This is a genomic window from Roseomonas sp. USHLN139 (assembly GCF_037145735.1).
Lineage (GTDB): Bacteria > Pseudomonadota > Alphaproteobacteria > Acetobacterales > Acetobacteraceae > Pseudoroseomonas.
This window is the reverse complement of sequence record NZ_JBBCWY010000001.1, coordinates 767446-789013: the sequence shown is the minus strand read 5'-3', so window position 1 is coordinate 789013 and position 21568 is coordinate 767446. Positions and strand designations below refer to the sequence as shown.

The 21568-nt window shown below is 70.9% G+C and carries 18 protein-coding genes; 10 read left to right on the top strand and 8 right to left on the bottom strand.

Annotated features, from left to right (window positions below; genetic code table 11):
* Nucleotides 1-28: 28 nt before the first annotated feature.
* Nucleotides 29-1699 carry a DNA repair protein RecN gene (gene recN, locus WFI16_RS03670; RefSeq protein ID WP_419896436.1) on the top strand — a complete coding sequence of 557 codons (1671 nt, stop codon included), beginning with the start codon at nucleotides 29-31 and terminating at the stop codon, nucleotides 1697-1699.
* 40 nt (nucleotides 1700-1739) lie between these two features.
* Here recN and WFI16_RS03665 read toward each other — a convergent pair whose 3' ends face one another.
* Nucleotides 1740-2840 (bottom strand): TRAP transporter substrate-binding protein, encoded by a 1101-nt coding sequence (locus WFI16_RS03665; RefSeq protein ID WP_419896435.1) that lies wholly within the window; start codon nucleotides 2838-2840, stop codon nucleotides 1740-1742.
* Nucleotides 2841-2982: 142 nt separating this feature from the next.
* Between WFI16_RS03665 and ligA the strand changes: the two genes are divergently transcribed.
* Nucleotides 2983-5217: an NAD-dependent DNA ligase LigA gene (gene ligA / locus WFI16_RS03660; protein WP_419896434.1), complete on the top strand. Its 2235-nt coding sequence runs from the start codon at nucleotides 2983-2985 to the stop codon at nucleotides 5215-5217.
* Here ligA and WFI16_RS03655 read toward each other — a convergent pair.
* Together WFI16_RS03655 and WFI16_RS03650 are read right to left on the bottom strand one after the other, a co-directional pair.
* A complete protein-coding gene (locus tag WFI16_RS03655) occupies nucleotides 5168-5962 on the bottom strand; it encodes a hypothetical protein (RefSeq protein ID WP_419896433.1) in 795 nt (264 codons plus the stop codon). The genes ligA and WFI16_RS03655 overlap by 50 nt on opposite strands.
* Nucleotides 5963-5967: 5 nt before the next feature.
* A complete protein-coding gene (locus tag WFI16_RS03650) occupies nucleotides 5968-7767 on the bottom strand; it encodes an aminopeptidase P family protein (RefSeq protein WP_419896432.1) in 1800 nt (599 codons plus the stop codon).
* A 192-nt stretch (nucleotides 7768-7959) separates the two neighbouring features.
* On the opposite strand from WFI16_RS03650, the gene WFI16_RS03645 reads away from it, so the two are divergent.
* On the top strand, nucleotides 7960-8298 hold the full coding sequence (locus WFI16_RS03645; RefSeq protein WP_419896431.1) for a DUF1127 domain-containing protein: 339 nt from the start codon (nucleotides 7960-7962) through the stop codon (nucleotides 8296-8298).
* A gap of 309 nt (nucleotides 8299-8607) precedes the next feature.
* Here WFI16_RS03645 and WFI16_RS03640 read toward each other — a convergent pair whose 3' ends face one another.
* Genes WFI16_RS03640 through WFI16_RS03630 form a run of 3 tightly spaced genes read right to left on the bottom strand, consistent with a single transcriptional unit; the run spans nucleotide 8608 to nucleotide 12217 of the window.
* Nucleotides 8608-9495: a 50S ribosomal protein L11 methyltransferase gene (locus WFI16_RS03640; RefSeq protein ID WP_419896430.1), complete on the bottom strand. Its 888-nt coding sequence runs from the start codon at nucleotides 9493-9495 to the stop codon at nucleotides 8608-8610.
* Nucleotides 9495-11732, bottom strand: a complete 2238-nt coding sequence (locus WFI16_RS03635; RefSeq protein WP_419896429.1) for an ATP-dependent helicase — start codon at nucleotides 11730-11732, stop codon at nucleotides 9495-9497. The genes WFI16_RS03640 and WFI16_RS03635 overlap by 1 nt, the downstream gene beginning before the upstream one ends.
* Complete coding sequence (locus tag WFI16_RS03630; RefSeq protein ID WP_419896428.1) at nucleotides 11729-12217, bottom strand: pentapeptide repeat-containing protein; 489 nt, start codon at nucleotides 12215-12217, stop codon at nucleotides 11729-11731. The genes WFI16_RS03635 and WFI16_RS03630 overlap by 4 nt, the downstream gene beginning before the upstream one ends.
* Nucleotides 12218-12448: 231 nt before the next feature.
* Between WFI16_RS03630 and WFI16_RS03625 the strand changes: the two genes are divergently transcribed.
* A complete protein-coding gene (locus WFI16_RS03625; protein ID WP_419896427.1) occupies nucleotides 12449-13273 on the top strand; it encodes a hypothetical protein in 825 nt (274 codons plus the stop codon).
* A gap of 100 nt (nucleotides 13274-13373) precedes the next feature.
* On the opposite strand, the gene metF is transcribed toward WFI16_RS03625, so the two are convergent.
* Nucleotides 13374-14345, bottom strand: coding sequence for a methylenetetrahydrofolate reductase (metF, locus tag WFI16_RS03620; RefSeq protein ID WP_419896426.1), 972 nt, complete (start codon nucleotides 14343-14345; stop codon nucleotides 13374-13376).
* A gap of 315 nt (nucleotides 14346-14660) precedes the next feature.
* On the opposite strand from metF, the gene WFI16_RS03615 reads away from it, so the two are divergent.
* Nucleotides 14661-15467, top strand: a complete 807-nt coding sequence (locus WFI16_RS03615) for an MlaA family lipoprotein (RefSeq protein ID WP_419896425.1) — start codon at nucleotides 14661-14663, stop codon at nucleotides 15465-15467.
* A 68-nt stretch (nucleotides 15468-15535) separates the two neighbouring features.
* Nucleotides 15536-16165 carry an MlaC/ttg2D family ABC transporter substrate-binding protein gene (locus tag WFI16_RS03610; protein WP_419896424.1) on the top strand — a complete coding sequence of 210 codons (630 nt, stop codon included), beginning with the start codon at nucleotides 15536-15538 and terminating at the stop codon, nucleotides 16163-16165.
* A gap of 75 nt (nucleotides 16166-16240) precedes the next feature.
* Here WFI16_RS03610 and WFI16_RS03605 read toward each other — a convergent pair whose 3' ends face one another.
* Nucleotides 16241-17218, bottom strand: a complete 978-nt coding sequence (locus WFI16_RS03605; protein ID WP_419896423.1) for a hypothetical protein — start codon at nucleotides 17216-17218, stop codon at nucleotides 16241-16243.
* A 262-nt stretch (nucleotides 17219-17480) separates the two neighbouring features.
* Between WFI16_RS03605 and WFI16_RS03600 the strand changes: the two genes are divergently transcribed.
* The 4 genes from WFI16_RS03600 (at nucleotide 17481) to WFI16_RS03585 (ending at nucleotide 21505) form a co-directional block, all read left to right on the top strand.
* Nucleotides 17481-18467 (top strand): ABC transporter ATP-binding protein, encoded by a 987-nt coding sequence (locus WFI16_RS03600; protein WP_419896422.1) that lies wholly within the window; start codon nucleotides 17481-17483, stop codon nucleotides 18465-18467.
* 39 nt (nucleotides 18468-18506) lie between these two features.
* Nucleotides 18507-19784, top strand: coding sequence for an ABC transporter substrate-binding protein (locus WFI16_RS03595; protein WP_419896421.1), 1278 nt, complete (start codon nucleotides 18507-18509; stop codon nucleotides 19782-19784).
* A gap of 64 nt (nucleotides 19785-19848) precedes the next feature.
* Complete coding sequence (locus WFI16_RS03590) at nucleotides 19849-20694, top strand: ABC transporter permease (RefSeq protein ID WP_419896420.1); 846 nt, start codon at nucleotides 19849-19851, stop codon at nucleotides 20692-20694.
* 4 nt (nucleotides 20695-20698) lie between these two features.
* The gene (locus WFI16_RS03585) at nucleotides 20699-21505 is read left to right on the top strand and encodes an ABC transporter permease (RefSeq protein WP_419896419.1); all 807 of its coding nucleotides are present in this window, start codon (nucleotides 20699-20701) and stop codon (nucleotides 21503-21505) included.
* Nucleotides 21506-21568: the final 63 nt, after the last annotated feature.

The window sequence follows — 21568 nt, the reverse complement described above, 5'->3', positions numbered from 1 at the left end:
CCGCGGACCGAACTGACCGCCAGCCGCCATGCTGACCTCGCTCGCCATTCGCGACGTCGTGTTGATCGAGCGGCTGGACCTCTCCCTCGGCGCCGGCCTCACCGTGCTGACCGGCGAGACCGGGGCGGGCAAGTCGATCCTGCTCGACAGCCTGGGCCTGGCCCTCGGCCAGCGCGCCGAGGCCGGCATGGTGCGCAGCGGCCAGGCGCAGGCCTCGGTCGCCGCCTGCTTCCACCTGCCGCCCGAGCATCCCGCCCGCCTGCTGCTGACCGAGCAGGGCATCGGCGCCGAGGACGAGCTGGTGCTGCGCCGCGTCGTCCAGGCCGATGGCCGCTCCCGCGCCTTCGCCAATGACGAGCCGGTGGGCGTCACCCTGCTGAAGCGGCTGGGCGCGCTGCTGGTCGAGGTGCAGGGCCAGCACGACCAGGTGGGCCTCGCCGATCCCGCCACCCATGCCAGCCTGCTGGATGCCTTCGGCGGGCTCGAGTCGCGCCGCGGCAAGGTGGCCGAGGCCTTCCGCGGCTGGCGCGCCGCCGACCGGGCGCTGCGCGAGGCCCAGGAGGCCATCGCCCAGGCCCAGCGCGACGAGGAATGGCTGCGCCACGCCGTCGAGGAGCTTTCCCTCCTGGCGCCTGTCGAGGGCGAGGAGGACGCGCTGGCGGCCGAGCGCCAGACCATGCAGCAGGGCGAGCGCCGCGCCGAGGCGGTGGCCTCGGCCCTCTCCGAGCTGCAGCCGCGCGACCGCCGCGGCAGCACCGGCCCGGCCGCCGCGCTGCGCGCCGCCGCCCGCGCGCTGGAGCGCCTGCCCGCCCCCAACGAGGAAGCCACCCCGATCCTGGCCGCGCTGGGTCAGGCGCAGGACGCGCTGGCCGAGGCGGAGGGCCTGCTGGAGCGGCTGACCAGCGAGCTCGGCCCCGATCCGCGCCGGCTGGAGCAGGTGGAGGAGCGGCTGTTCGCGCTGCGCGCCGCCTCGCGCAAGCATGCCGTCGCCGTGGTCGAGCTGCCGGGCCTGCTGCAGGATCTCTCGGCCCGGCTGGCGGCGCTGGATGCCGGCGCCGAGCGCGCCGCCGCCCTGGAGGCCGCCGCCACCGCCGCGCGCGACGCCTATGTGCGCGAGGCGCAGGCCCTGACCGCGGCGCGCAGCACCGCCGCCGGCCGGCTGGAGAAGGCGGTGGCCGGCGAGCTGGCGCCGCTGAAGCTGGAGCGCGCCCGGCTGCATATCGCGCTGGAGCCGCGCGAGGAGCGCGCCTGGGCGGCCGATGGCCAGGACCGGGTCACCTTCCTGGTCTCGACCAATCCTGGCCAGAAGCCGGGACAATTGGAAAAAATCGCCTCGGGCGGCGAGCTGTCGCGGCTGATGCTGGCACTGAAGGTGGTGCTGGCCCGTGGCTCGCCGGTGCCGACCCTGGTCTTCGACGAGGTCGACAGTGGCATCGGCGGCGCCACCGCCGCGGCGGTGGGCGAGCGCCTGGCCCGCGTCGCCGAGCGGCTGCAGGTGCTGGTGGTGACGCATTCCCCGCAGGTCGCCGCGCGCGGCGCGCAGCACTGGCGGGTCGCCAAGGGCGTCCGCGGCGACCGCGCCGAGACGCGGGTCGAGGCGCTGGACCCCGCCGCCCGCCGCGAGGAGCTGGCCCGCATGCTGGCCGGCGAGACGGTGACCGAGGCGGCGCGGGCGGCGGCGGATTCGCTGCTGCGCTGAAGACCGCCTGAACCGGGGAGGTCGCCCTCCCCGGTCTGGTTCAGCGGCGCGCCGAGAGCTGCGCCATGTAGTTGTCGAAGGTCAGCTCGGAAATCCGGTGCCACAGCCGCATGTCGTCGCGGCCCTTGGCCCAGCTGGCATGGATCGCGGCGAAATCCGGGTTACGGGCGACGATCTCGGCCTCCAGCGTCTCCCAGGTGCGGGCGCAGCTGTCGAGCATGTCGCGGGAGAAGCCGCGCAGCTTGGCGCCCTGCGCCACCAGCCGGCGCAGCGCCGCCGGGTGGTTGGTGTCGTAGCGCGCCACCATCCACTTGGTCGCTTCCGAACAGGCCGAGCGGATCGCCGCCTGGTAGTGCTTCGGCAGCGAATTGTACTGGTCGAGGTTGCAGAAGAACTGGGTATTGGCCGCGCCCTCCCACCAGGCGGGGTAGTAGTAGAAGGGGGCGACGCGGACGAAGCCCAGCTTCTCGTCATCCACCGGGCCGAGCCATTCGACGGCATCGATCGTGCCGCGCTCCAGCGCCGGATAGATGTCGCCGCCCGCCAGCTGCTGCGGCACGCCGCCCTGGCGCTCCAGCACCTGGCCGGCCAGGCCGCCGATGCGCATCTTCAGGCCCTTGAGGTCGGCCGCCGTCGGCACCTCCTTGCGGAACCAGCCGCCCATCTGCGCCCCCGTCGAGCCCAGCGGCAGGCCGAAGACGTTGTACTTGGCGAAGAAGGCGTTCAGCAGTTCGATACCGCCGCCCTGGTACAGCCAGGCCTCCTGCTGCCGGGTGTTCAGGCCGAAGGGCAGGCCGGTGGCGATGGCGAAGGCCTCGTTCTTGCCGGTGTAGAAGAAGCTGGTGGTGTGCGCGCATTCGATGGTGCCGGCCTGCACCGCGTCCAGCGCCTGCAGCGGCGGCGTGATCTCGCCGGCGCCGAAGACGCTGATGCGGAACTGGTTGTCGGTCAGCTCGGCGACGATGCGGGCGAAGACCTCGCCGGTGCCGTAGATGGTCTCCAGCGACTTCGGATAGGAGGAGGTCATCCGCCAGCGCAGCGCCGGGCTGGACTGGGCGATGGCCGGCATGGCGAGCGTCGCCGAGGCGGCGGTGGCGGCACCGGCGAAGCCGGCTTGGCGGAACAGGGCGCGACGGCGCATGGGGCGTTTCCGTGGTCTGGATCTTGCGTAGACGGCGCAGGAAGCACAACATTCCGCCGCTGACCAGCAATAATTCGTGCAATTCTTGCCCGCGCCTGTCGCCTGCTTCCAGCGGGCCGGCCGCTGCGTTAGGGGAGGCAGCATGACCGCCGCGCGCCCCACCGACACCCTGCCCCCGGACCTCATCCCGGTCGAGACGATCACCGAGGCCGAGGCGGCCACCGAGCTGGCGCGCCTGGCCGAGCTGATCGCCACCGCCGACATCGCCTATCACCAGCAGGACCAGCCGGTGATGGCGGATGCCGAATACGATGCGCTGCGCCGGCGCAACGCGGCGATCGAGGCGCGCTTCCCGGCGCTGAAGCGGGCCGACAGCCCGAGCGAGGCCACCCCCGGCGCCGAGCCGGCCGCCGGCTTCGCCAAGGCCCGGCATGGCACGCCGATGCTGAGCCTGGACAATGCCTTCTCCGCCGAGGATTTTTCGGAATTCGCCAAGAGCATCCGGCGGTTCCTGAAGCTGCCGGCCGAGGAAGTGCTCGCCTTCGCGGCCGAACCGAAGATCGACGGGCTCTCGGTCAATCTCCTCTACGAAAACGGCGTCTTCACCCGCGGCGCCACCCGCGGCGACGGCACCGTCGGCGAGGACATCACGCGCAATCTCGAGACCTTCGACGAAGGTATCCTGCCGCGGAAGCTGAAGGCGCCCTTCCCCGACCGCATCGAAATCCGCGGCGAGGTCTTCATGTCGAAGGCCGACTTTTTGTCGTTCCACGCCGAGCAAAGCCGGCTGCACGAAGAGCGCGAGCAGCGCCGCGCGCGCGGCGAGAAGGTCGGCGAGGCGATCCGCATCCCGGTCAATCCGCGCAACGCCGCCGCCGGCTCGCTGCGGCAGCTGAATCCGGAGATCACCCGCAGCCGCCCGCTGCAGCTCTTCGTCTATGCCCAGGGCGAATCCAGCGAGCCGGTCGCGGAGACCCATTCCGGCTACCTGGCGCGGCTGACGGAATGGGGTTTCTCGGTCAATCCGCTGTCCCGCCTGCTGGACGATGAAACCGCCGCGGAAAGCTTCCAGGTGGAACTCGGCGAAAAGCGCGCCGGCCTGCCCTATGACATCGACGGCGTGGTCTACAAGCTGGACCGGCTGGACTGGCAGAGCCGCTTAGGCTTCGTCGGCCGCGCGCCGCGCTGGGCCATCGCCTGGAAGTTCCCGGCCGAGCAGGCCACCACCACCCTGCTGGAGATCCAGATCCAGGTCGGCCGCACCGGCGCGCTGACGCCGCGCGCGGTGATGCAGCCGGTCAATGTCGGCGGCGTCATGGTGCAGCACGCGACGCTGCACAATGAGGACGAGATCGCCCGCAAGGATGTGCGGATCGGCGACACCGTGGTGCTGCAGCGCGCCGGCGACGTCATCCCGCAGATCGTCAGCGTGGTACCGGAGAAGCGGCCGGCCGACAGCCAGCCCTTCGTCTTCCCCGACACCTGCCCAGCCTGCGGCAGCCACGCGGTGCGGCCGGAGGGCGAGGTGGTGCGCCGCTGCACCGGCGGGCTGATCTGCCCGGCCCAGACCGTCGAGCGCCTGAAGCACTTCGTCGCCCGCAACGCCATGGATATCGAGGGGCTGGGCGAGGAGAATATTCTCACCCTTCACGAGGCAGGACTCGTGAAAAGCCCCGCCGATATCTTCAGGCTTGCCGAGCATGCCGAGCAGATGCGCGGCTGGGAAGGCTGGGGCAAATCCGCCAAGGGCGCGGCCAGCAAGAAGGTCGCCAACCTGCTGGCCGCCATCGAGACCCGCAGAAGGGTGCCGCTGGAGCGCTTCATCTTCGCCCTCGGCATCCGCCGCATCGGCGAGCAGAACGCCAAGCTGCTGGCGCGCCACTACCATTCGCTGGCGCAGTGGCGGGAGAAGATGCTGGCGGCCACGGTGGTCGGCTCCGAGGCGCGGGAGGAGCTGGGCTCGATCCAGGGCATCGGCCCGGCCATCGCCACCGAGCTCGCCGATTTCTTCGCCGAGAAGCACAACCGCGACGCGCTGGCCGATCTGGCCGGGCAGGTGACGCCGGAGGATGCCGAGGATTTCTCCGCCAGCGACAGTCCCTTCGCCGGCAAGGTGCTGGTCTTCACCGGGACGCTCGCCGCCACCTCGCGCGACGAGGCCGAGGCCGTCGCCGAGCGGCTCGGCGCCAAGGTGACCAAGAGCGTCTCGAAGAAGACCGACTTCGTCATTGTCGGCGCCGATGCCGGGTCGAAGGCGAAGAAGGCGGCGGAGCTCGGCGTCGCCACGCTGACCGAGGCGGCCTGGCGGGAGATGGCCGGGCTGCCGCCTATGCCGGAAGCGGCCCCGGAAGAACCTCAGGAAGGGACGCCGGGCTGAGCAGCGCCGTCAGGCCGGACTCCAGCACCCCGATCGGGTCGCGCCCCCGCCCGGCCGAGACCAGCCCGCGATGCCCGGCGCGCACCACCCGGTGCCGCGCCCCGGGCAGCAGGGCAGAGGCCACCGAGACCAGCCCGTCATTCGGCCCCTGCCCCTCGCCCGCCATCCAGCGGGCCAGCGCCAGGTAGCGGCGGTCGGGGCCCACCGCCTCCTCCCCCACCGCCGAGGCGATGCTGAGCACCGGCAGATGCGCGGTCAGCGCCGCCACCGCCGCGGCATTCTCCTGCATCCAGCGATGCCGGGCGGCGGTGGAGAGGTCGTCCAGCCCCTCGCCGGCGCCGAGCCCCGCCAGCCGCACCAGCCTCGCCAGCCCGCGCTGCAGCCAGGGCCGCGCCAGCACCGCATCGGCCACCGGCGAGCCGTAGAAGGGCGATTGCAGCGTCAGCAGCCCGCGGCAGTGCCGCGCCACGCCCGGGTCCAGCAGGGCGGCCAGGGCCTCCAGCCCGCCCTTGCTGTGCGCCACCAGCAGCGCCGGCCGCTCGTCCGCCTGCAGCGCGGCGGCGATCCGGCCCGCATTGTCGGCGATGCGGGCGGTGGTGGGCAGGGCGACGACGCTGGCCTCGGCGCCGCTGGCCTGCAGCCAGCGCAGCTGGCCGGCCATGTAGTCGAGGCCGAGCCGCACCATGCCCTCGCCCAGCAGACCATAGGCCAGCAGCACCCGCTGGCCGCCCAGCGCCGTGGCCACCGGCCTCAGCCCTGCAGCGGCGCACAGGCGGCGCGCAGCCAGGCGGCGGTCTCTGCCTCCAGCGCCGGCCCGACCTCGGCCAGGACGCGGGCGTGATAGGCGTCGATCCAGCGGATCTCCGCCGGGGACAGCAGCGGCAGCGCGATCAGCCGGCGGTCATAGGGCGCCAGGGTCAGCGTCTCGAACTGGAGGAACCGCTTCTTCTGGTCGGGCTGGGGCGCGGCCTCCTGCACCAGCAGCAGGTTCTCGATGCGGATGCCATAGGCCCCCGGCAGGTAGTAGCCGGGCTCGTCGGAGAGAATCATGCCCGGCTGGATGGCGACCGGCCTGGCCGCCCGGCTGATGCTCACCGGCCCCTCATGGACCGACAGGAAACTGCCGATGCCATGGCCGGTGCCATGGTCATAGTCGAGCCCCGCCTGCCACAGCGGCGCCCGCGCCACGGCATCGATATGGTTGCCGGCGATGCCATGCGGGAAACGCAGGACTGCCAGCGAGATATGTCCCTGCAGCACCCGGGTATAGCGCTGCCGCAGCGCCTCGGGCGCCGGGCCGGGGCCGGTCCACAGCGTGCGGGTGACATCGGTGGTGCCGTCGGTGAACTGCCCGCCGCTGTCGATCAGATAGGCCTCGTCCGGTTTGATCGCCCGGTCGGTGGCCGCGGTCGCGCGGTAGTGGATGATGGCGCCATTCTCGCCGGCGCCGGAGATGGCGGGGAAGCTCTCCGCCCGGAAGCGCGGCAGGGCTTGGCGGAAGCCGAGCAGCACCTCGGCGGCGCGCATTTCCGTCTGGCCGACCGCCTGGGCGTCGAACCAGGCCAGGAAGCGGGCCAGCGCCTGGGCGTCGCGGCGATGCGCCTGGCGGGCCCCCTCCTGCTCGACCGGGTTCTTGCAGGCGCGCGGCAGGCGGCAGGGATCCTCGCCATGCTGCACCCGGGCGCCGGCCTCGGTCAGGGTGGCGGCGAACCAGACCGGGGTGATGTCCGGATCGATGCGCACCCGCTGGCCGGCCAGCTTCGCCAGCTGCCCGGCCAGCGCCGCCGGCGGATGCGTGGCCACCGCATTGCCGAGATGCCGGCGCACCGCCTCGTCCAGCTTCTCGGGCGCCATGAACAGCTCGACCGAGGCGTCGTCGCGCAGCAGGGCGAAGCCCAGCGCCAGCGGCGTGTGGTCGAGGTCGCCACCGCGGATGTTCAGCAGCCAGGCCAGGGAATGCGGATCGGCCAGCACCGCCGCGGCCTCGCCGGCGGCGCGCAGGGCCGCCGCCGCCTCGGCCCGCTTGTCGCCGGAATCGCGGCCGGCGAATTCGGCCGGCTGCGGCACCGCCGGGGCCAGCGGCGGCGCCGGACGGTCGGTCCAGGCGGCGTCCAGCGGATTGGCCACCAGCGGCACCAGGGTCGCCCCCGTGCCCAGCTTGTCGATCGCCGATTGCGGGTGCAGCCAGGGGTCGAAGCCGATGCGCAGCCCGGCGGCATGCTCGGCCAGCCAGTCCTGCGGCGGTTCCTCGGTCAGGTGGCGGATCTGCCAGGAGGCCGCGTCCAGCTGCGCCGCCGCCTGGGTGGTGTAGCGGCCATCGGTGAACAGCACCGCCTGGGACGCCGTGACGATGGCCAGGCCGGCGCTGCCGGTGAAGCCGCTGATCCAGGCCAGCCGCTCGCCGCTCGGCGGCACGTATTCGCCGAGATATTCGTCGCTGCGCGGCACCAGGAAGCCGTCCACGCCGGCGCGCAGCAGCTCGCGCCGCAGGGCCTGCAGGCGGCGGCCGTCCCAGGGTTGCGTCTCGGTCGGGGCAACGGCGTGTGTCACTTGGATGAGCATCCCGTTAAGAACATGTTTCCATAGGTACCGATGCGAACAGCGCATGGCTAGGCTTCTAGCTGAGCGCTGCTGTTCGGTCCCGCCGCAGACTACATCATGGCCACCGCAGAGGGGCGGGTGGTCGACGGCAAGAGCCAGTCCCACGGACCGCCCCGGCGCGTAGTGTTGGAACGCTAGACAATGGACGCCCGCATCACCAAGCCGGAGTTCGACTCCGCCATCCCCGCCGCCGCCATGAGCATGAGCTCGGCGCAGACCATCGCCCTGGAGGCGATGCAGGTCCGGGATGAGGCGATCGGCCAGTGGATCCGCAAGGCCGCGACCGCCGCCTTCCGCGCCGTCGTGGAATTTCCCCGTCGCCGCCGCATCTATGACGAGCTGTCGCTGCTGAGCGACCGCGAGCTGGCCGATATCGGCCTGAACCGCGGCGACATCCCGCGCGTCTTCGAGGAGAAGTTCGAGGCCCGCGCTAAGCTGGCCGCGAACAGCATGCCGCAGGGCCGCGCCGCCGCCGCCTGAAGGCGGGCAGGGCCGGGGCAATGCCCTGGCCTGGCTGACTGACTGATCTGGCGCGGGGGCGGTCCATCGGATCGCCCCCGCTGCACATCCCGACCCAGATGACACACGGCTAACTGCGGCGTCAAAGCCGCAGGCAAGGAAAAAAATGCGACCCGCCGCAACCACCCGCCGATTTCCGGGTTGTATGGCACAGAGACTACACGGACCGGCGCTTCCTCCCCCCCCTCCCCCCGGCGTCGGTTCGTTCCAGACCGCCCTGCACCCCTTCCCCCGGTGCAGGGCGGTTCTGATTCCAGGGGTCGGGAAGGCTCAGCGCTTGCGCAGGACGAGCGCCGACCAGTGGCCCTGGTCGATGCGGCGCTCCAGCACCAGGCCGGCGCGGCGATGCGCCGCCAGCACCATGCGCACCTGGGTGCCCAGCAGCCCGGCCAGGATCGCCGTGCCGCGCGGGTTCAGGTGGTCGGCAAGCTGCTTGGCCATGCTGCAGAGCGGGCGGGCCAGGATATTGGCGAAGACCAGGTCGTAGCAGCCGGCGCGCACGGCGCGGTGCTTCCAGCCATCCGCCAGGCGCGACTGCAGCAGGTTGCGCAGCCCGTTCATCACCGCGTTGTCATGGGCGATGCGCACGCTCCAGGGCTCGATATCGGTGGCCTGGACCCGGCGCTTCAGCTGCTTGGCGGCCGCCATGGCCAGGATGCCGGAGCCGGTGCCGATGTCGAGGATCGCGCGCGGCCGGCGATGCGCCATGCCCTCGAAGCCGATCAGGCAGCCGCGGGTCGAGCCATGCTCGCCCGAGCCGAAGGCCAGGCCGGCATCCAGCTTGAGCACGGTGCGGCCATAGGTCGGGCGGTCCGGCACATGGGTCGGGCGGATCAGCACGCGGCCGCCAATCTCCTGCTCCGGGAAGGCCTGCACGGTGCGGGCCAGCCAGCCATCGGCCTCGACCGGGGCGCGCTTCAGCTCGGGCAGCTCGATGCCGGCCAGCGCCGCCGCCAGGACGAGGGCCGGCAGCAGCTCCTCGTCGCCCTGGTTCAGCTCGCGCACCGCTTCCAGGCCCCAGGTGTCGGTGGGGTCGTCCTTGAAGTAGCCGACCGTCGGGCAGACGCTCTGCAGCGCCGCTTCGAACAAGGGCACCGCCTCTTCCGGCAGGCCGTCGATGGTCAGGGTCTCGAGCAGGGGGGGATGGCGGCGGTTCATCAGGCCTTTTCCACGAAACTGTCCAGCACGCGTTTACGCCCCGCCTTGTCGAATTCGACGTCCAGCTTGTTGTCATCCGCGGCCACAACGCGCCCATAGCCGAATTTCTGGTGGAACACCCGCGTGCCGACCGCCATCGCGGCGGTTTTTGCCGGGCGCTCCGACACCTCCCAGGCGCCGGCCTCGATCACCCGCGGCGGGCGGCGCGCCATCAGCGGGAACTGGCCGGAGAAGGCCGAGGGCATGGCGGCCATCGGCTGGCGGCGGCTGACATTGCCCTCCTGCTCGACATGGTCGGGCGGCAGCTCCTCCAGGAAGCGGCTGGGGATGGCGCTGGACCAGTTGCCGTAGAGCTGCCGGTTCGCCGCATGGCTGATGATGCAGCGCTTGCGCGCCCGGGTGATGCCGACATAGGCGAGGCGCCGTTCCTCCTCCAACGACTTCTCGCCGCCTTCGTCGAGGGCGCGCTGGTTGGGAAACAGCCCCTCCTCCCAGCCGGGCAGGAAGACGGTGTCGAATTCCAGCCCCTTGGCGGCATGCAGCGTCATCAGGCTGACGCGGCGCGTCTCCGCCTGCTCGTCATTCTCCATGACCAGCGCGACATGCTCGAGGAAGCCGGCCAGCGTCTCGAACTCGCCCAGCGCGCGCTGCAGCTCCTTGAGGTTGTCGAGCCGGCCCGGCGCCTCGGGCGTCTTGTCCTGCTTCCACATGTCGGTATAGCCCGACTCGTCCAGCATGGTGCCGGCCATCACCACATGGCCCTCGCCGGGCAGCATCTCGCGCCAGCGGCCGAAGCCGGTCAGCAGCTCGCCGAGCGCCTGGCGCGGCTTCGGGCGCATGGCCCCCTCCTCCACCAGGCGATGCGCGGCGGCCAGCAGCGGAATGCCGGCATCGCGCGCCAGCTCGTGCATCTGCCGCATCGTGGTGTCGCCCAACCCGCGCTTCGGCGTGTTGACGATGCGCTCGAAGGCCAGGTCGTCGGCCGGCTGGTTGACCACGCGCAGATAGGCCATGGCGTCGCGGATCTCGGCCCGCTCGTAGAATTTCTGGCCGCCGACCACGCGATAGGGGATGCCGAGCGTGATCAGCCGCTCCTCGAAGGCGCGGGTCTGCGAGCCGGCGCGCACCAGGATGGCGATCTCCGCCAGGTCGTGCCCGTCGCGGCGCAGCGCCTCGATGCGGGAGCCCACCATCCGGGCCTCCTCCACCGAGTCCCAGAGCGAGACCACCTGCACCTTGTCGCCGCGGGAATCCTTGCGGCCGGGGCGCAGCGTCTTGCCCAGCCGGCCGCTGTTCTTGGCGATCAGTCCGGACGCCGCCGCCAGGATCGGCGCCGTGGAGCGGTAGTTGGATTCCAGCCGCACGATCGCCGCGCCCGGAAAATCCTTCTCAAATCGAAGAATGTTCTCGATCTCGGCGCCGCGCCAGGAATAGATCGACTGGTCATCGTCGCCGACGCAGCAGATGTTGCTGGGCGTCGGTGCCGGGCGCTGCGCCAGCAGCCGCAGCCAGAGATACTGCACCGTATTGGTGTCCTGGTACTCGTCGACCAGGATGTAGCGGAACATGCGGTGATACTGCGCCAGCACCTCGGGGTGGCCGCGCAGCACCTCGACCACATGCAGCATCAGGTCGCCGAAATCGGCGGCGTTCAGTTGCTTCAGCCGCTCCTGGTAGCCGGCATAGAGGGCGCGCGCCTTGTTGCCGGCGAAGTCCGAATCCTCCTCGGCGGTGATCCGCGCCGGCGTCAGGCCGCGATCCTTCCAGCGCTGGATGACCGCCATCAGCCCCTGCGGCGGCCAGCGCTTCATGTCGATGCCGCCGGCCTCCATCACCTGCTTCAGCAGGCGCATCTGGTCGTCGGTGTCGAGGATGGAGAAATTGCTGGTCAGCCCGGCCAGCTCGGCATGGCGGCGCAGCATGCGGGCGCAGAGCGCGTGGAAGGTGCCGAGCCACAGCCCCTCCGCCGGATGGCCGAGGATGGAGGAGACGCGCTCCCGCATCTCGCGCGCCGCCTTGTTGGTGAAGGTCACCGCCAGCACCTGGTTGGGGAAGGCGCGGCGGGTCATCAGGATATGCGCGAAGCGGGTGGTCAGCACCCGCGTCTTGCCGGTCCCGGCGCCGGCCAGCACCAGCAGCGGGCCGTCCACCGTCTCGACGGCGGCGCGCTGCTCGGGGTTCAGCCGGTCCAGATAGTCGCCCGGCGGCGGCGGGGTGGTCATCGACAGGTCGGTCATTGGCAGGCCCCCACGGAACCGGCGGCGCAGCGCTTCTGCCCGTCCACCCAGAGCGCGCCGTCCAGGGTGGCGGTGGAAAGGTCGGAACCGGCGAGCAGGGCGCCGGTCAGCTTGGCGCCGGTCAGGTCGGCGCGGAAGAAGCGGGCGTTGCGCAGGTCGGCGCCGATGAATGTCGCATCGACCAGCCGGGTGCGGGTGAAATCCGCCCCGCGCAGCACGGCGCGGGAGAAATCGGCGCCCTGGGCATCGGCCGAGGTGAAGCGCGCATCCGGCGCCTCCGCCCCGCTGAGATTCGCGCCGACCAGCCTGCCGCGGGCGAAGCTGGCATCGCGCAGCACCGCCCCCGACAGGTCGGCGCCCGACAGGTCCTGCCCGTCCTGCAGGCAGCGGCGCCAGTCGACGCGGGCGGCGGCAGGGTCGTTGCAGGCCGCCCCCGCCGGCCCGGCCGTCAGCAGCGCCGCGGCGGCCAGCAGCGGCAGCAGCACCAGGGAGAGGGACCGGAGGGGGCGTGGGATTGGCGGCGTCACCCCTGGCATATAGAACGATGAGCGAACGCGGCCAACCTTCGGCCGCCCATCCTGTCGGGGGATGCCGCCATCCTGAGCCTGCCGATCCGCCTCCTCGAAGGCGCCGCGCGCCAGGGTGGCACCCTGCTCGCCGTCAGCATCTTCGCCGGCCTGCTGCTGCCGCCGCTGGCCAGCGCCCTGCGCGACGTGGTGACGCCGACCGTCGCCCTGCTGATGACGCTGATCCTGCTGCGCGTCGATTTCGCCCAGGTGCTGTCCTATCTGCGGCGGCCGCTGATGATCATCGCCCTGCTCGCCTGGCTGCTGCTGGCCTGCCCGCTGCTGGCCTATGCGGGGGTGCGCGCCGTCGGGCTGGCCACCGGCCTCGAGGGGCCGCTCGGCGCCGCGCTGGTGATCATGGCGACCGGCTGCGCCGCCACCTCCTCCCCCGCCTTCGCCCGGCTGGTGGGACTCGACGGCGAGATCGCCCTGGTCGCCTCGCTGCTCTCCACCCTGCTGGTGCCCTTCACCGCGCCGCCGCTGGCGCTGGGCCTGCTCGGCATCGACCTGTCGCTGTCGGTGGCCGCGCTGATGGGGCGGCTCGCCCTGGTGGTCGGCCTGCCGCTGCTGCTCTCGCTGGCGATCCGCCGGCTGGCCGGGCCCGAGCGCCTGCGCCGCTGGGGCCGCGCGGTGGATGGCGCCGTGGTGCTGCTGGTGGTGCTCTACGGCTTCGGGGTGATGGACGGGGTGCTGGCCCGCCTGCTGGCCGAGCCCGCCTTCGTCATGGGCGGCATCCTCCTGGCCTTTGCCGGCAGCGCCGGGCTGAACCTGGTCACCGCCCTGGCCCTGGCGCCGGCCGGGCGCGGGCTGGCGCTCTCGGCGGGGCTGCTCTCGGGCAACCGCAACATGGCCCTCTACCTTGCCGTGCTGCCGGCCACGACGGATGCGCGAATCCTGCTGTTCTTCGCGCTGTGCCAGTTTCCGCTGTTCCTCAGCCCGTTCCTGCTGAAGCCGATCTACCGGCGGATTGCCTGAGGGAAGAAAAAGCAAGCTTGGGGGAATGAATTCCCCCAAACCCACTTCTTCTCTTTCCATTCATGCTGCCGCGGGCCGTGGCAGCGTGGGACGCCCCGCGTCAGACCGGCTTCGGCCGCGCGCCCAGGATATGCGCGATGGCGAAGGTCAGGTCGGCGCGGTTCAGCGTGTAGAAATGGAATTCGTCGACGCCATTGGCCTGCAGCAGGCGGACCTGCTCGGCGGCCAGGGCCGCGGCCACCATGCGGCGGGTGTCGGGATCCTCGTCCAGGCCCTCGAACAGCTTGCCCATCCAGCCCGGCACCGAGGTGCCGCACATCGCCGAGAACTTCTTCACCTGGTTGAAATTTGACACCGGCAGGATGCCCGGGACGATCGGCACGGTGATCCCTGCCGCATGCGCCCGGTCGAGGAAGCGCAGGAAGACCTCGGTATCGAAGAAATACTGGGTGATGGCGCGGGTGGCGCCGGCGTCGATCTTGCGCTTCAGGTTGTCGAGGTCGCTCTCGGCCGAGCTGGCGGCCGGATGCGTCTCCGGATAGGCGGCGACCGAGATCTCGAAATCGCCGATCCGCTTCAGCCCGGCCACCAGGTCGGCGGCATAGGCATAGCCCTGCGGATGCGGGGTATAGCCCGCCTCGCCGGCTGGCGCGTCGCCGCGCAGCGCGACGATGTGCTTCACCCCGGCATCCCAGTACTGCCGGGCGACCTCGTCCACCTCGTCCCGGCTGGCGCCGACGCAGGTCAGGTGGGCGGCCGGCGTCAGGCTGGTCTCGCGCACCAGGCGGGCCACCGTCGCGTGGGTGCGCTCCTGGGTGGTGCCGCCGGCGCCATAGGTCACCGAGACGAAGCGCGGCGCCAGCGGCTCCAGCCGGCGGATATTGGTCCAGAGCTGCTGCTCCAGCGCCTCGGTCCGCGGCGGGAAGAATTCGAAGGACAGGGCGGGCGGCGGCAGCTCGGTGGGCACCGGCAGGCCGGCCACGCGCGGGCCGGTCAGCCAGCGCTGCAGGGTGCCCGTGGCGTTGCCCTGGGGCGCGCCGCCGGCAGCGGCATGGTCGGCAAGGTGGTTCATGGCGTCACCCTTACTTCACCTCGGTGCGGAAATGAATGGGATCAGGCATCCAAACGGCCCAGGCCGCGTTGTCTCCCAAGCTTGGCCTTTGGCCGTCCCTTACATTCATCCCTGCATGTATGTTATCAGCCCTGCGATCAGCTATGCTATCAGCCGTTCTGCTGCCCCGGATGTGACCGCCAGTCCCCGCCGGGAACGCGGCGGCGTGCTTGCCGTCCGGCCTCTTGCCGCCCAACCTTGGGCACGCCAGTTCTCGATCCGCCTTCACGCCGCCTCCAGCCCGTCCCCCTCGCCGCCCCCAGGAACGTCGCGCCCATGACCTCCCTTCGCCGCCCGCTCCTCCTGATGCTGGGCTTCCTGGCCCTGTCCGCCTGCGCCACCCGGCCGCCGGCTGACGAGCCGGAGGCCGTGGCCGAATACGAGCAGACCAACGACCCGGCCGAGCCGTTCAACCGCGCGATGTACTCGGTGCATACCGGCATCGACACCGTGGTGCTGCGCCCGGTGGCCCAGGCCTATCGGTTCGTCCTGCCGCAGCCGGTGCGCGGCGGCATCCGCAACGTGCTGGCCAATCTGCGCAGCCCCGTCATCCTGCTGAATGACGGCCTGCAGGGCGAGACGCAGCGCTTCGGCGAAACGCTGGGCCGCTTCCTGCTGAACACCACGCTGGGCATCGGCGGCCTGTTCGACGTCGCCAAGGATTTCGGCCTGCCGCCGCATTCCGAGGATTTCGGCCAGACGCTGGCGGTCTGGGGGCTGGGCGAAGGGCCCTTCCTCTTCATCCCGGTGCTGGGGCCGAGCAACCCGCGCGACCTTCTGGGGTTTGGTGTGGACATCGCAGCCAACCCGGTGACCTGGGTGGTGGCCAATGGCGACAACACGCTGGAGACGCTGGGCTGGGTGCAGACGGGTCTGACCATCGTCGACACGCGTGAGGGGCTGCTGGACGCCATCGACGCCGTCAACGAGACCAGCCTCGACCCCTATGCGACGCTGCGCAGCGCCTATCGCCAGCGCCGCGCGCAGGAAATCCGCAATGGCGGCGACCGGCCGGCCCCGGCCAATGCCACCGGCACCGGCTTCGGTGCTGGCGCCGGGGTGCAGGCGCCGCCGCGCAACTGATGTCGGACCGTGCCGGCCGGCGGCCCGGGGCAGCCGGCGACCGGCCCCTTGAGAAGAGACAGAACAGGATGCTTCGCCGTTCCCTGCTGGCCACCGCGCTGGCTACCCCTGCCCTCCTCGCCCTCGGCGCCCGTCCGGCCCGGGCCGAGATGGACATCACCCGCGCCGCCGGCTTCATCGAGACGACCGGCCAGGAGCTGGTCTCCGTCATCAACGCCAACCAGGCCGTGGCGCAGCGCCGCCAGCGCGTCGCCGCCGTGCTGCGCAAGGCCGTGGATGTCGAGGGCGTCGGCCGCTTCATCCTGGGCCGCTGGTGGCGCACCGCCTCGCCGGCCGAGCAGCAGGAATACATGAAGCTGTTCGAGGAGACGCTGATCCGCAACCTCTCCGCCCGCTTCGGCGAGTATGAGGGTGTGCGCTTCAGCCTGGGCCGCAGCCAGCAGCGCACCGAGGACGACGCGCTGGTCAACACCATCATCGAGCGGCCGAACTCGGCCGCCTTCAGCCTGGACTGGCGGGTCGGCGATGTCGGCGGCCAGCCCAAGGTGGTGGATGTGATCGCCGAGGGCACCTCGCTGCGGCTGACCCAGCGCAGCGAGTATTCGGCCGTCATCAGCCGCAATGGCGGCAAGGTGGCGCCGCTGCTGGATGCCATGCGCAACCAGATCGCCCAGCTGGCCGCGCGCGAAGGCCGCTAGGCCCTCCGCTCTCCGCTCAAGGAAAAGGCCGGTCCCCGCGCGGGGCCGGCCTTTTTCATGGAAAGGGCAGCATGGTCAGCGGCGGCGTTCCAGACGGGCATAGACCCGCCGCCCGTCGAGGCTGTGGAAGACCTGGCCGCGCGCCAGGTCGCGGGCGGGCGGCACGGCCAGCAGCGCCTCCATCTCCTCGGTGCCGCGCCAATGCGGCTGCCAGCCGAGATAGACCTCCATCCAGGCCGCCTCGACCGGCGCCGTGGCGGCACTGCCGACCAGCAGCACGCCGCCCGGCTTCAGCGCGGCGAAGGCGGCGTCGACCAGCGCCTCCGGCGTCGGCGCGGCCGGCATCTCGGGCAGCATGATCAGGTCGAAGCAGCCGCGCAGATAGGGACGGCGGACGAAATAGGCCAGGCCGCAGCGCAGGCCGCGCACCGGCAGCCCGGGCGGCAGGCCGCGGCGCAGCCGGCCCAGCGTCTCGGCCTCGGCCTCCTGCGCCACCCAGCGCGCCAGGGCATGGCCGCTGGTGACCAAGCCGGCCTCGCGCAGATGCTGGGCGCCGAGCGTCAGCACCTCGAGCTGCGGCCGCCGCTCCGCCATGCCGTCGACGACGCGGGCCAGGAAGCGGGTCTGCGCCCGGAGCGCCGCCGGATAGCCCAGCTCGCTGGTGGCGGTGAACAGGTCGCGCCCGGCGCGCGACAGCCGGCCGAGCAGGCCCGCCGCCTGCTCATGCTCCAGCAGCAGGTCCAGCACGGTGGGATGCGGTCCGATTGCGGTCTGCGGGCCATAGGCGCCCTGGCTTTCCGCGATCAGCGGGTCTTCCAGCATCAGCCGCTGCACCGGATGGGCGCGCAGCAGGGCACAGGTCTCGGCCCAGCCGGTGACGTCGTGGGCGGCGTGCAGCCGGGCGCAGAGCTCCACCAGCCGCCGCAGCACGGCAGGGGCCCAACCCGGTTCCCAGGCCTGCTCCACCAGCTCGTCCAGCACCTCGTTCAGGCCCTGGCGATCCGACAGATCCAGATGAGCCCCAGGCCCTGTGGTCAGCGTCGCGTCCGGCATGATGCGCTCTCCTTGCTGTGATTGCAGCCGGTCCCAGGGGCAAGAGCATCATCAGAATAGGGGATAATACGTCGTACAAGGCGACGGATTCCCATCATGTGGCAGGAATGCCGTCCGCGAAGGCAGCGCCGGCCGCGGTTGCCCCCGCCGCAGGCAGCGGCTTCCCGGCCAAGCCAAAAGGTTCCGAAAAGCGGGATTGCCGGTGGCTGGTGCGCTGCTTGCATACTGCGTCCAGGAAACGACCCGGGACGAGGCCAGGCGATTGCGCGCGGATGTCGAACTGATCAGCGTCACCAAGCGGTATGGCACGGCCATCGCGGTGGACGGGATTTCGCTGGCGATCCCGCCGGCCAGCTACTGCTGCCTGCTCGGCCCCTCCGGCTGCGGCAAGACCAGCACGCTGCGGATGATCGCCGGGCATGAGAGCATCTCGGCCGGCGACATCCTGCTGGCCGGGCGCAATGTCACCGACCTGGCCCCGGTCGAGCGCGGCACGGCGATGATGTTCCAGTCCTACGCCCTGTTCCCGCACCTGAGCGCGCTGGAGAATATCGCTTTCGGCCTGCGCATGCGCGGGGTGGCCAAGGCCGAGCGGCTGGCCAAGGCCGGCGAGTATCTCCGCCTGGTGCAACTGGAGAAGATGGCCGACCGGCTGCCGGCGCAGCTCTCGGGCGGGCAGCAGCAGCGGGTCGCCCTGGCCCGTGCGCTGATCACCCGGCCCAAGGTGCTGCTGCTGGACGAGCCGCTCTCGGCGCTCGACCCCTTCCTGCGCGGCCAGATGCGCGAGGAGCTGAAGCGGCTGCAGCGCGAGCTCGGCATCACCTTCATCCATGTGACGCATGGCCAGGAGGAGGCGATGGCGCTGTCCGACATCGCTGTCGTCATGGATCATGGCCGCATCGCCCAGGCCGGCCCGCCGCGCGAGATCTTCGAGCGCCCGGCCAGCGCCTTCGTCGCCCGCTTCATCGGCGGCCACAACGTGATCCGCCTCGATTCCGGCCGCTACGCCGTGCGCACCGACCGCAGCTGGCTGGCCCCCGGCGAGGGCGCCCCCGGCCTGCCCGGCCGCGTCACCGCGGTCGAGTACCAGGGTGCGGCGGTGCGCGTCGTCCTGGCCCTGGCCGATGGCCAGCCGGCCGAGGCGCTGCTGCCCGATGCCCGCTACCACGCGGCGCCCGTCGCCCCCGGCGATGCCGCCTCCCTCGGCTGGGAGGCGCAGGACGCGCATCCCCTGCCCGAGGACGCCTGAAGAACCCCACCCCGTCCTCCCGACAGGAGCGCGTCCACGATGACCGAGAGCAAGCAGACCTCCCTCACCCGCCGTGGCGCGCTCGCCCTGGCGGGTGCCGCGCTGGGCAGCGGGGCCGTCACCGGCTTCCCGACCATCTGGGCGCAGAACATCCGCAACATCACGCTGCGCCAGCTCGGCACCGGCGTCTCCGGCCTGAACCCGATCGCCGAGCAGGTGAAGAAGGACCTCGGCTTCACCCTGCAGCTGACGGTGACCGACACCGATGCGGTGGCGCAGCGCGCGGCCACCCAGTCGCGCAGCTTCGACATCGCCGACATCGAGTATTTCAGCATCAAGAAGGTCTATCCGACCGGCGTGATGCAGCCGATCGACACCACGAAGATCAAGCTGGCCGACAAGATCGTGCCGATCTTCACCACGGGGAAGCTGACCCCGCAGAGCGCCGTGGCCCAGGGCACCAGCCCCTATTCGGTGGGCTTCGTCGAGAACGCCACCGCCAAGAGCTTCGCCAGCCAGCGCACGCCGCTGATGACCCTGCTGCCGACCATCTACAATGCCGACACGCTGGGCATCCGCCCCGACCTGGTCGGCCGGCCGATCACCCACTGGAAGGACCTGCTGGACCCCGCCTTCAAGGGCAAGGCCAGCATCCTGAACATCCCGGGCATCGGCATCATGGACGCCGCCATGGTCGCCGAGAGCGCCGGCCTGGTGAAATACGCCGACAAGGGCAACATGACCCGGGCGGAGATCGACAAGACCGTCGCCTTCCTGATCGAGGCTAAGCGCGCCGGCCAGTTCCGCGCCTTCTGGAAGACCTTCGACGAGAGCGTCAACCTGATGGCCTCGGGCGAGGTGGTGATCCAGTCGATGTGGTCGCCGGCGGTGACCGCGGTGCGCTCGCGCGGCATCCCCTGCACCTACCAGCCGCTGGCCGAGGGCTACCGCGCCTGGGGCTCCGGCCTCGGGCTGATGCGCCACCTGTCGGGGCTGCAGCTGGACGCGGCCTATGAATACCTGAACTGGTACCTCTCCGGCTGGGTCGGCGCCTTCCTCAACCGCCAGGGCTACTATTCGGCGGTCCTCGACACGGCGAAGACCTTCATGACCGAGAACGAGTGGGGCTACTGGATGGAGGGCAAGCCGGCCTCCAGCGACATCATCGCCCCCGATGGCAAGGTGATGGAGAAGGCCGGCGCGGTGCGCGACGGCGGTTCCTTCCAGGAGCGCATGGGCCGCGTGGTCTGCTGGAACTCGGTGATGGGCGAGGACCGCTACATGGTCCAGAAATGGAACGAGTTCATCGCCGCCTGAGGGCGATAAGCCCGCGGGCGGGGGCCGTCGCCTCCGCCCGTTCTTCTGCTGGCCCGGAGCGCCGATGACCCGCCTCTTCCCCTGGATCCAGACCGCGCCCCTGGCCCTGGTGCTGGCCGTCTTCCTGCTGGTGCCGGTGGGCATGCTGGTGGTCGTCAGCTTCTACGACTACGACGCCTTCAGCCTGATCCCGGCCTTCGTGCTGACCAACTACCAGGAGCTGTTCACCTCCCCGGTCACCTGGCAGACCTATCTGAAGACGGTCTGGTTCGCCGGCATCACCTGGGCGGTGACGCTGGGGATCGGCTTCTGGATCGCCTATTACCTGGCCTTCGTGGTGCAGAGCGCGACGCTGCGCATGGTGCTGTTCATCCTCTGCACCGTGCCCTTCTGGACCTCTAACCTGATCCGCATGATCGCCTGGGTGCCCTTCCTGGGCCGCAACGGCATCCTGAACAGCACGCTGATCGGCATCGGCGCCATCGAGCAGCCGCTGGAATTCCTGCTGTTCTCGGACTTCTCGGTGATCCTGGCCTTCGTCCACCTCTACACGCTGTTCATGGTGGTACCGATCTTCAACAGCATGATGCGCATCGACCGCCGCCTGCTGGAGGCGGCGCGCGACATGGGCGCCGGCTTCTGGCAGACGCTGTGGTGCGTCATCCTGCCGCTGGCCAAGCCCGGCATCGGCATCGGCAGCCTGTTCGTCGTCGTGCTGGTGATGGGCGACTTCGCCACCGTGCGGCTGATGAGCGGCGGCCAGAGCGCCTCGGTCGGGCTGATGATCAGCAACCAGTACGGCGCCATGCAGTATCCGGCCGCCGCCGCCAATGCCGTCGGCCTGCTGCTGATGGTCCTGCTGGTGGTCGCCGCCATGCTGCGCATCGTCGACATCCGGCGGGAGCTCTGACGCCATGCCCGGCCGCGTCGCCCGCCTGCTGCTCGGCGCCCTGTTCGGCGCCTTCATGCTGTTCCTCTACGGCCCCACGCTGACGATCACCATCCTGTCCTTCCAGGGACCGGATGGCGGACTGACCTTCCCGATGAACGGCGTCTCGCTGCACTGGTTCGGCCGGCTGTTCCAGCCGCAGGCGGTGGGCGACCTCGGCGCCGCCATGACCCGGACGCTGATCTTGGCCGCCATGGTGACGGCCACCACCGTGGTAGTGTCGCTGGCCGCCGGCATGGCCTTCCGCCGCCGCTTCGCCGGCAGCACCCTGCTGTTCTACCTGACCATCGCCAGCCTGATCGTGCCCTCGCTGCTGGTCGGCCTGGGCATCGGGCTGATGTTCAACCTGATGGAATGGGAACCGGCCTGGTATTCCTCGGCCTTCGGCGCGCAGCTGACCTGGACCCTGCCCTTCGGCCTGCTGATCATGTTCGCCGTCTTCAACCGCTTCGACCGCTCCTGGGAGGAAGCCGCCCGCGACATGGGGGCCACCCCCTGGCAGTCCTTCTGGCACGTCGTGCTGCCGATCATCGCGCCGAGTGTCGTCGGCATCGCGCTGTTCGGCTTCACCCTGTCCTTCGATGAATTCGCCCGCACGCTGCTGACCGCCGGCAGCGGCAACACCCTGCCGCTGGAAATCCTCGGCATGACCACGACGGTGACGACGCCGGTGCTCTACGCGCTCGGCACCGTCTCCACGGCACTGTCCTTCCTGGTCATCGGCGGGGCGCTGCTGGGGATGCGGCTGATGCGGAAGAAAAGAGGGATCTGAAGGGAAGATTCTGGGGGCATTGAATGCCCCCAGACCCCCACATTCATGTGGCGTCCCGCCTGT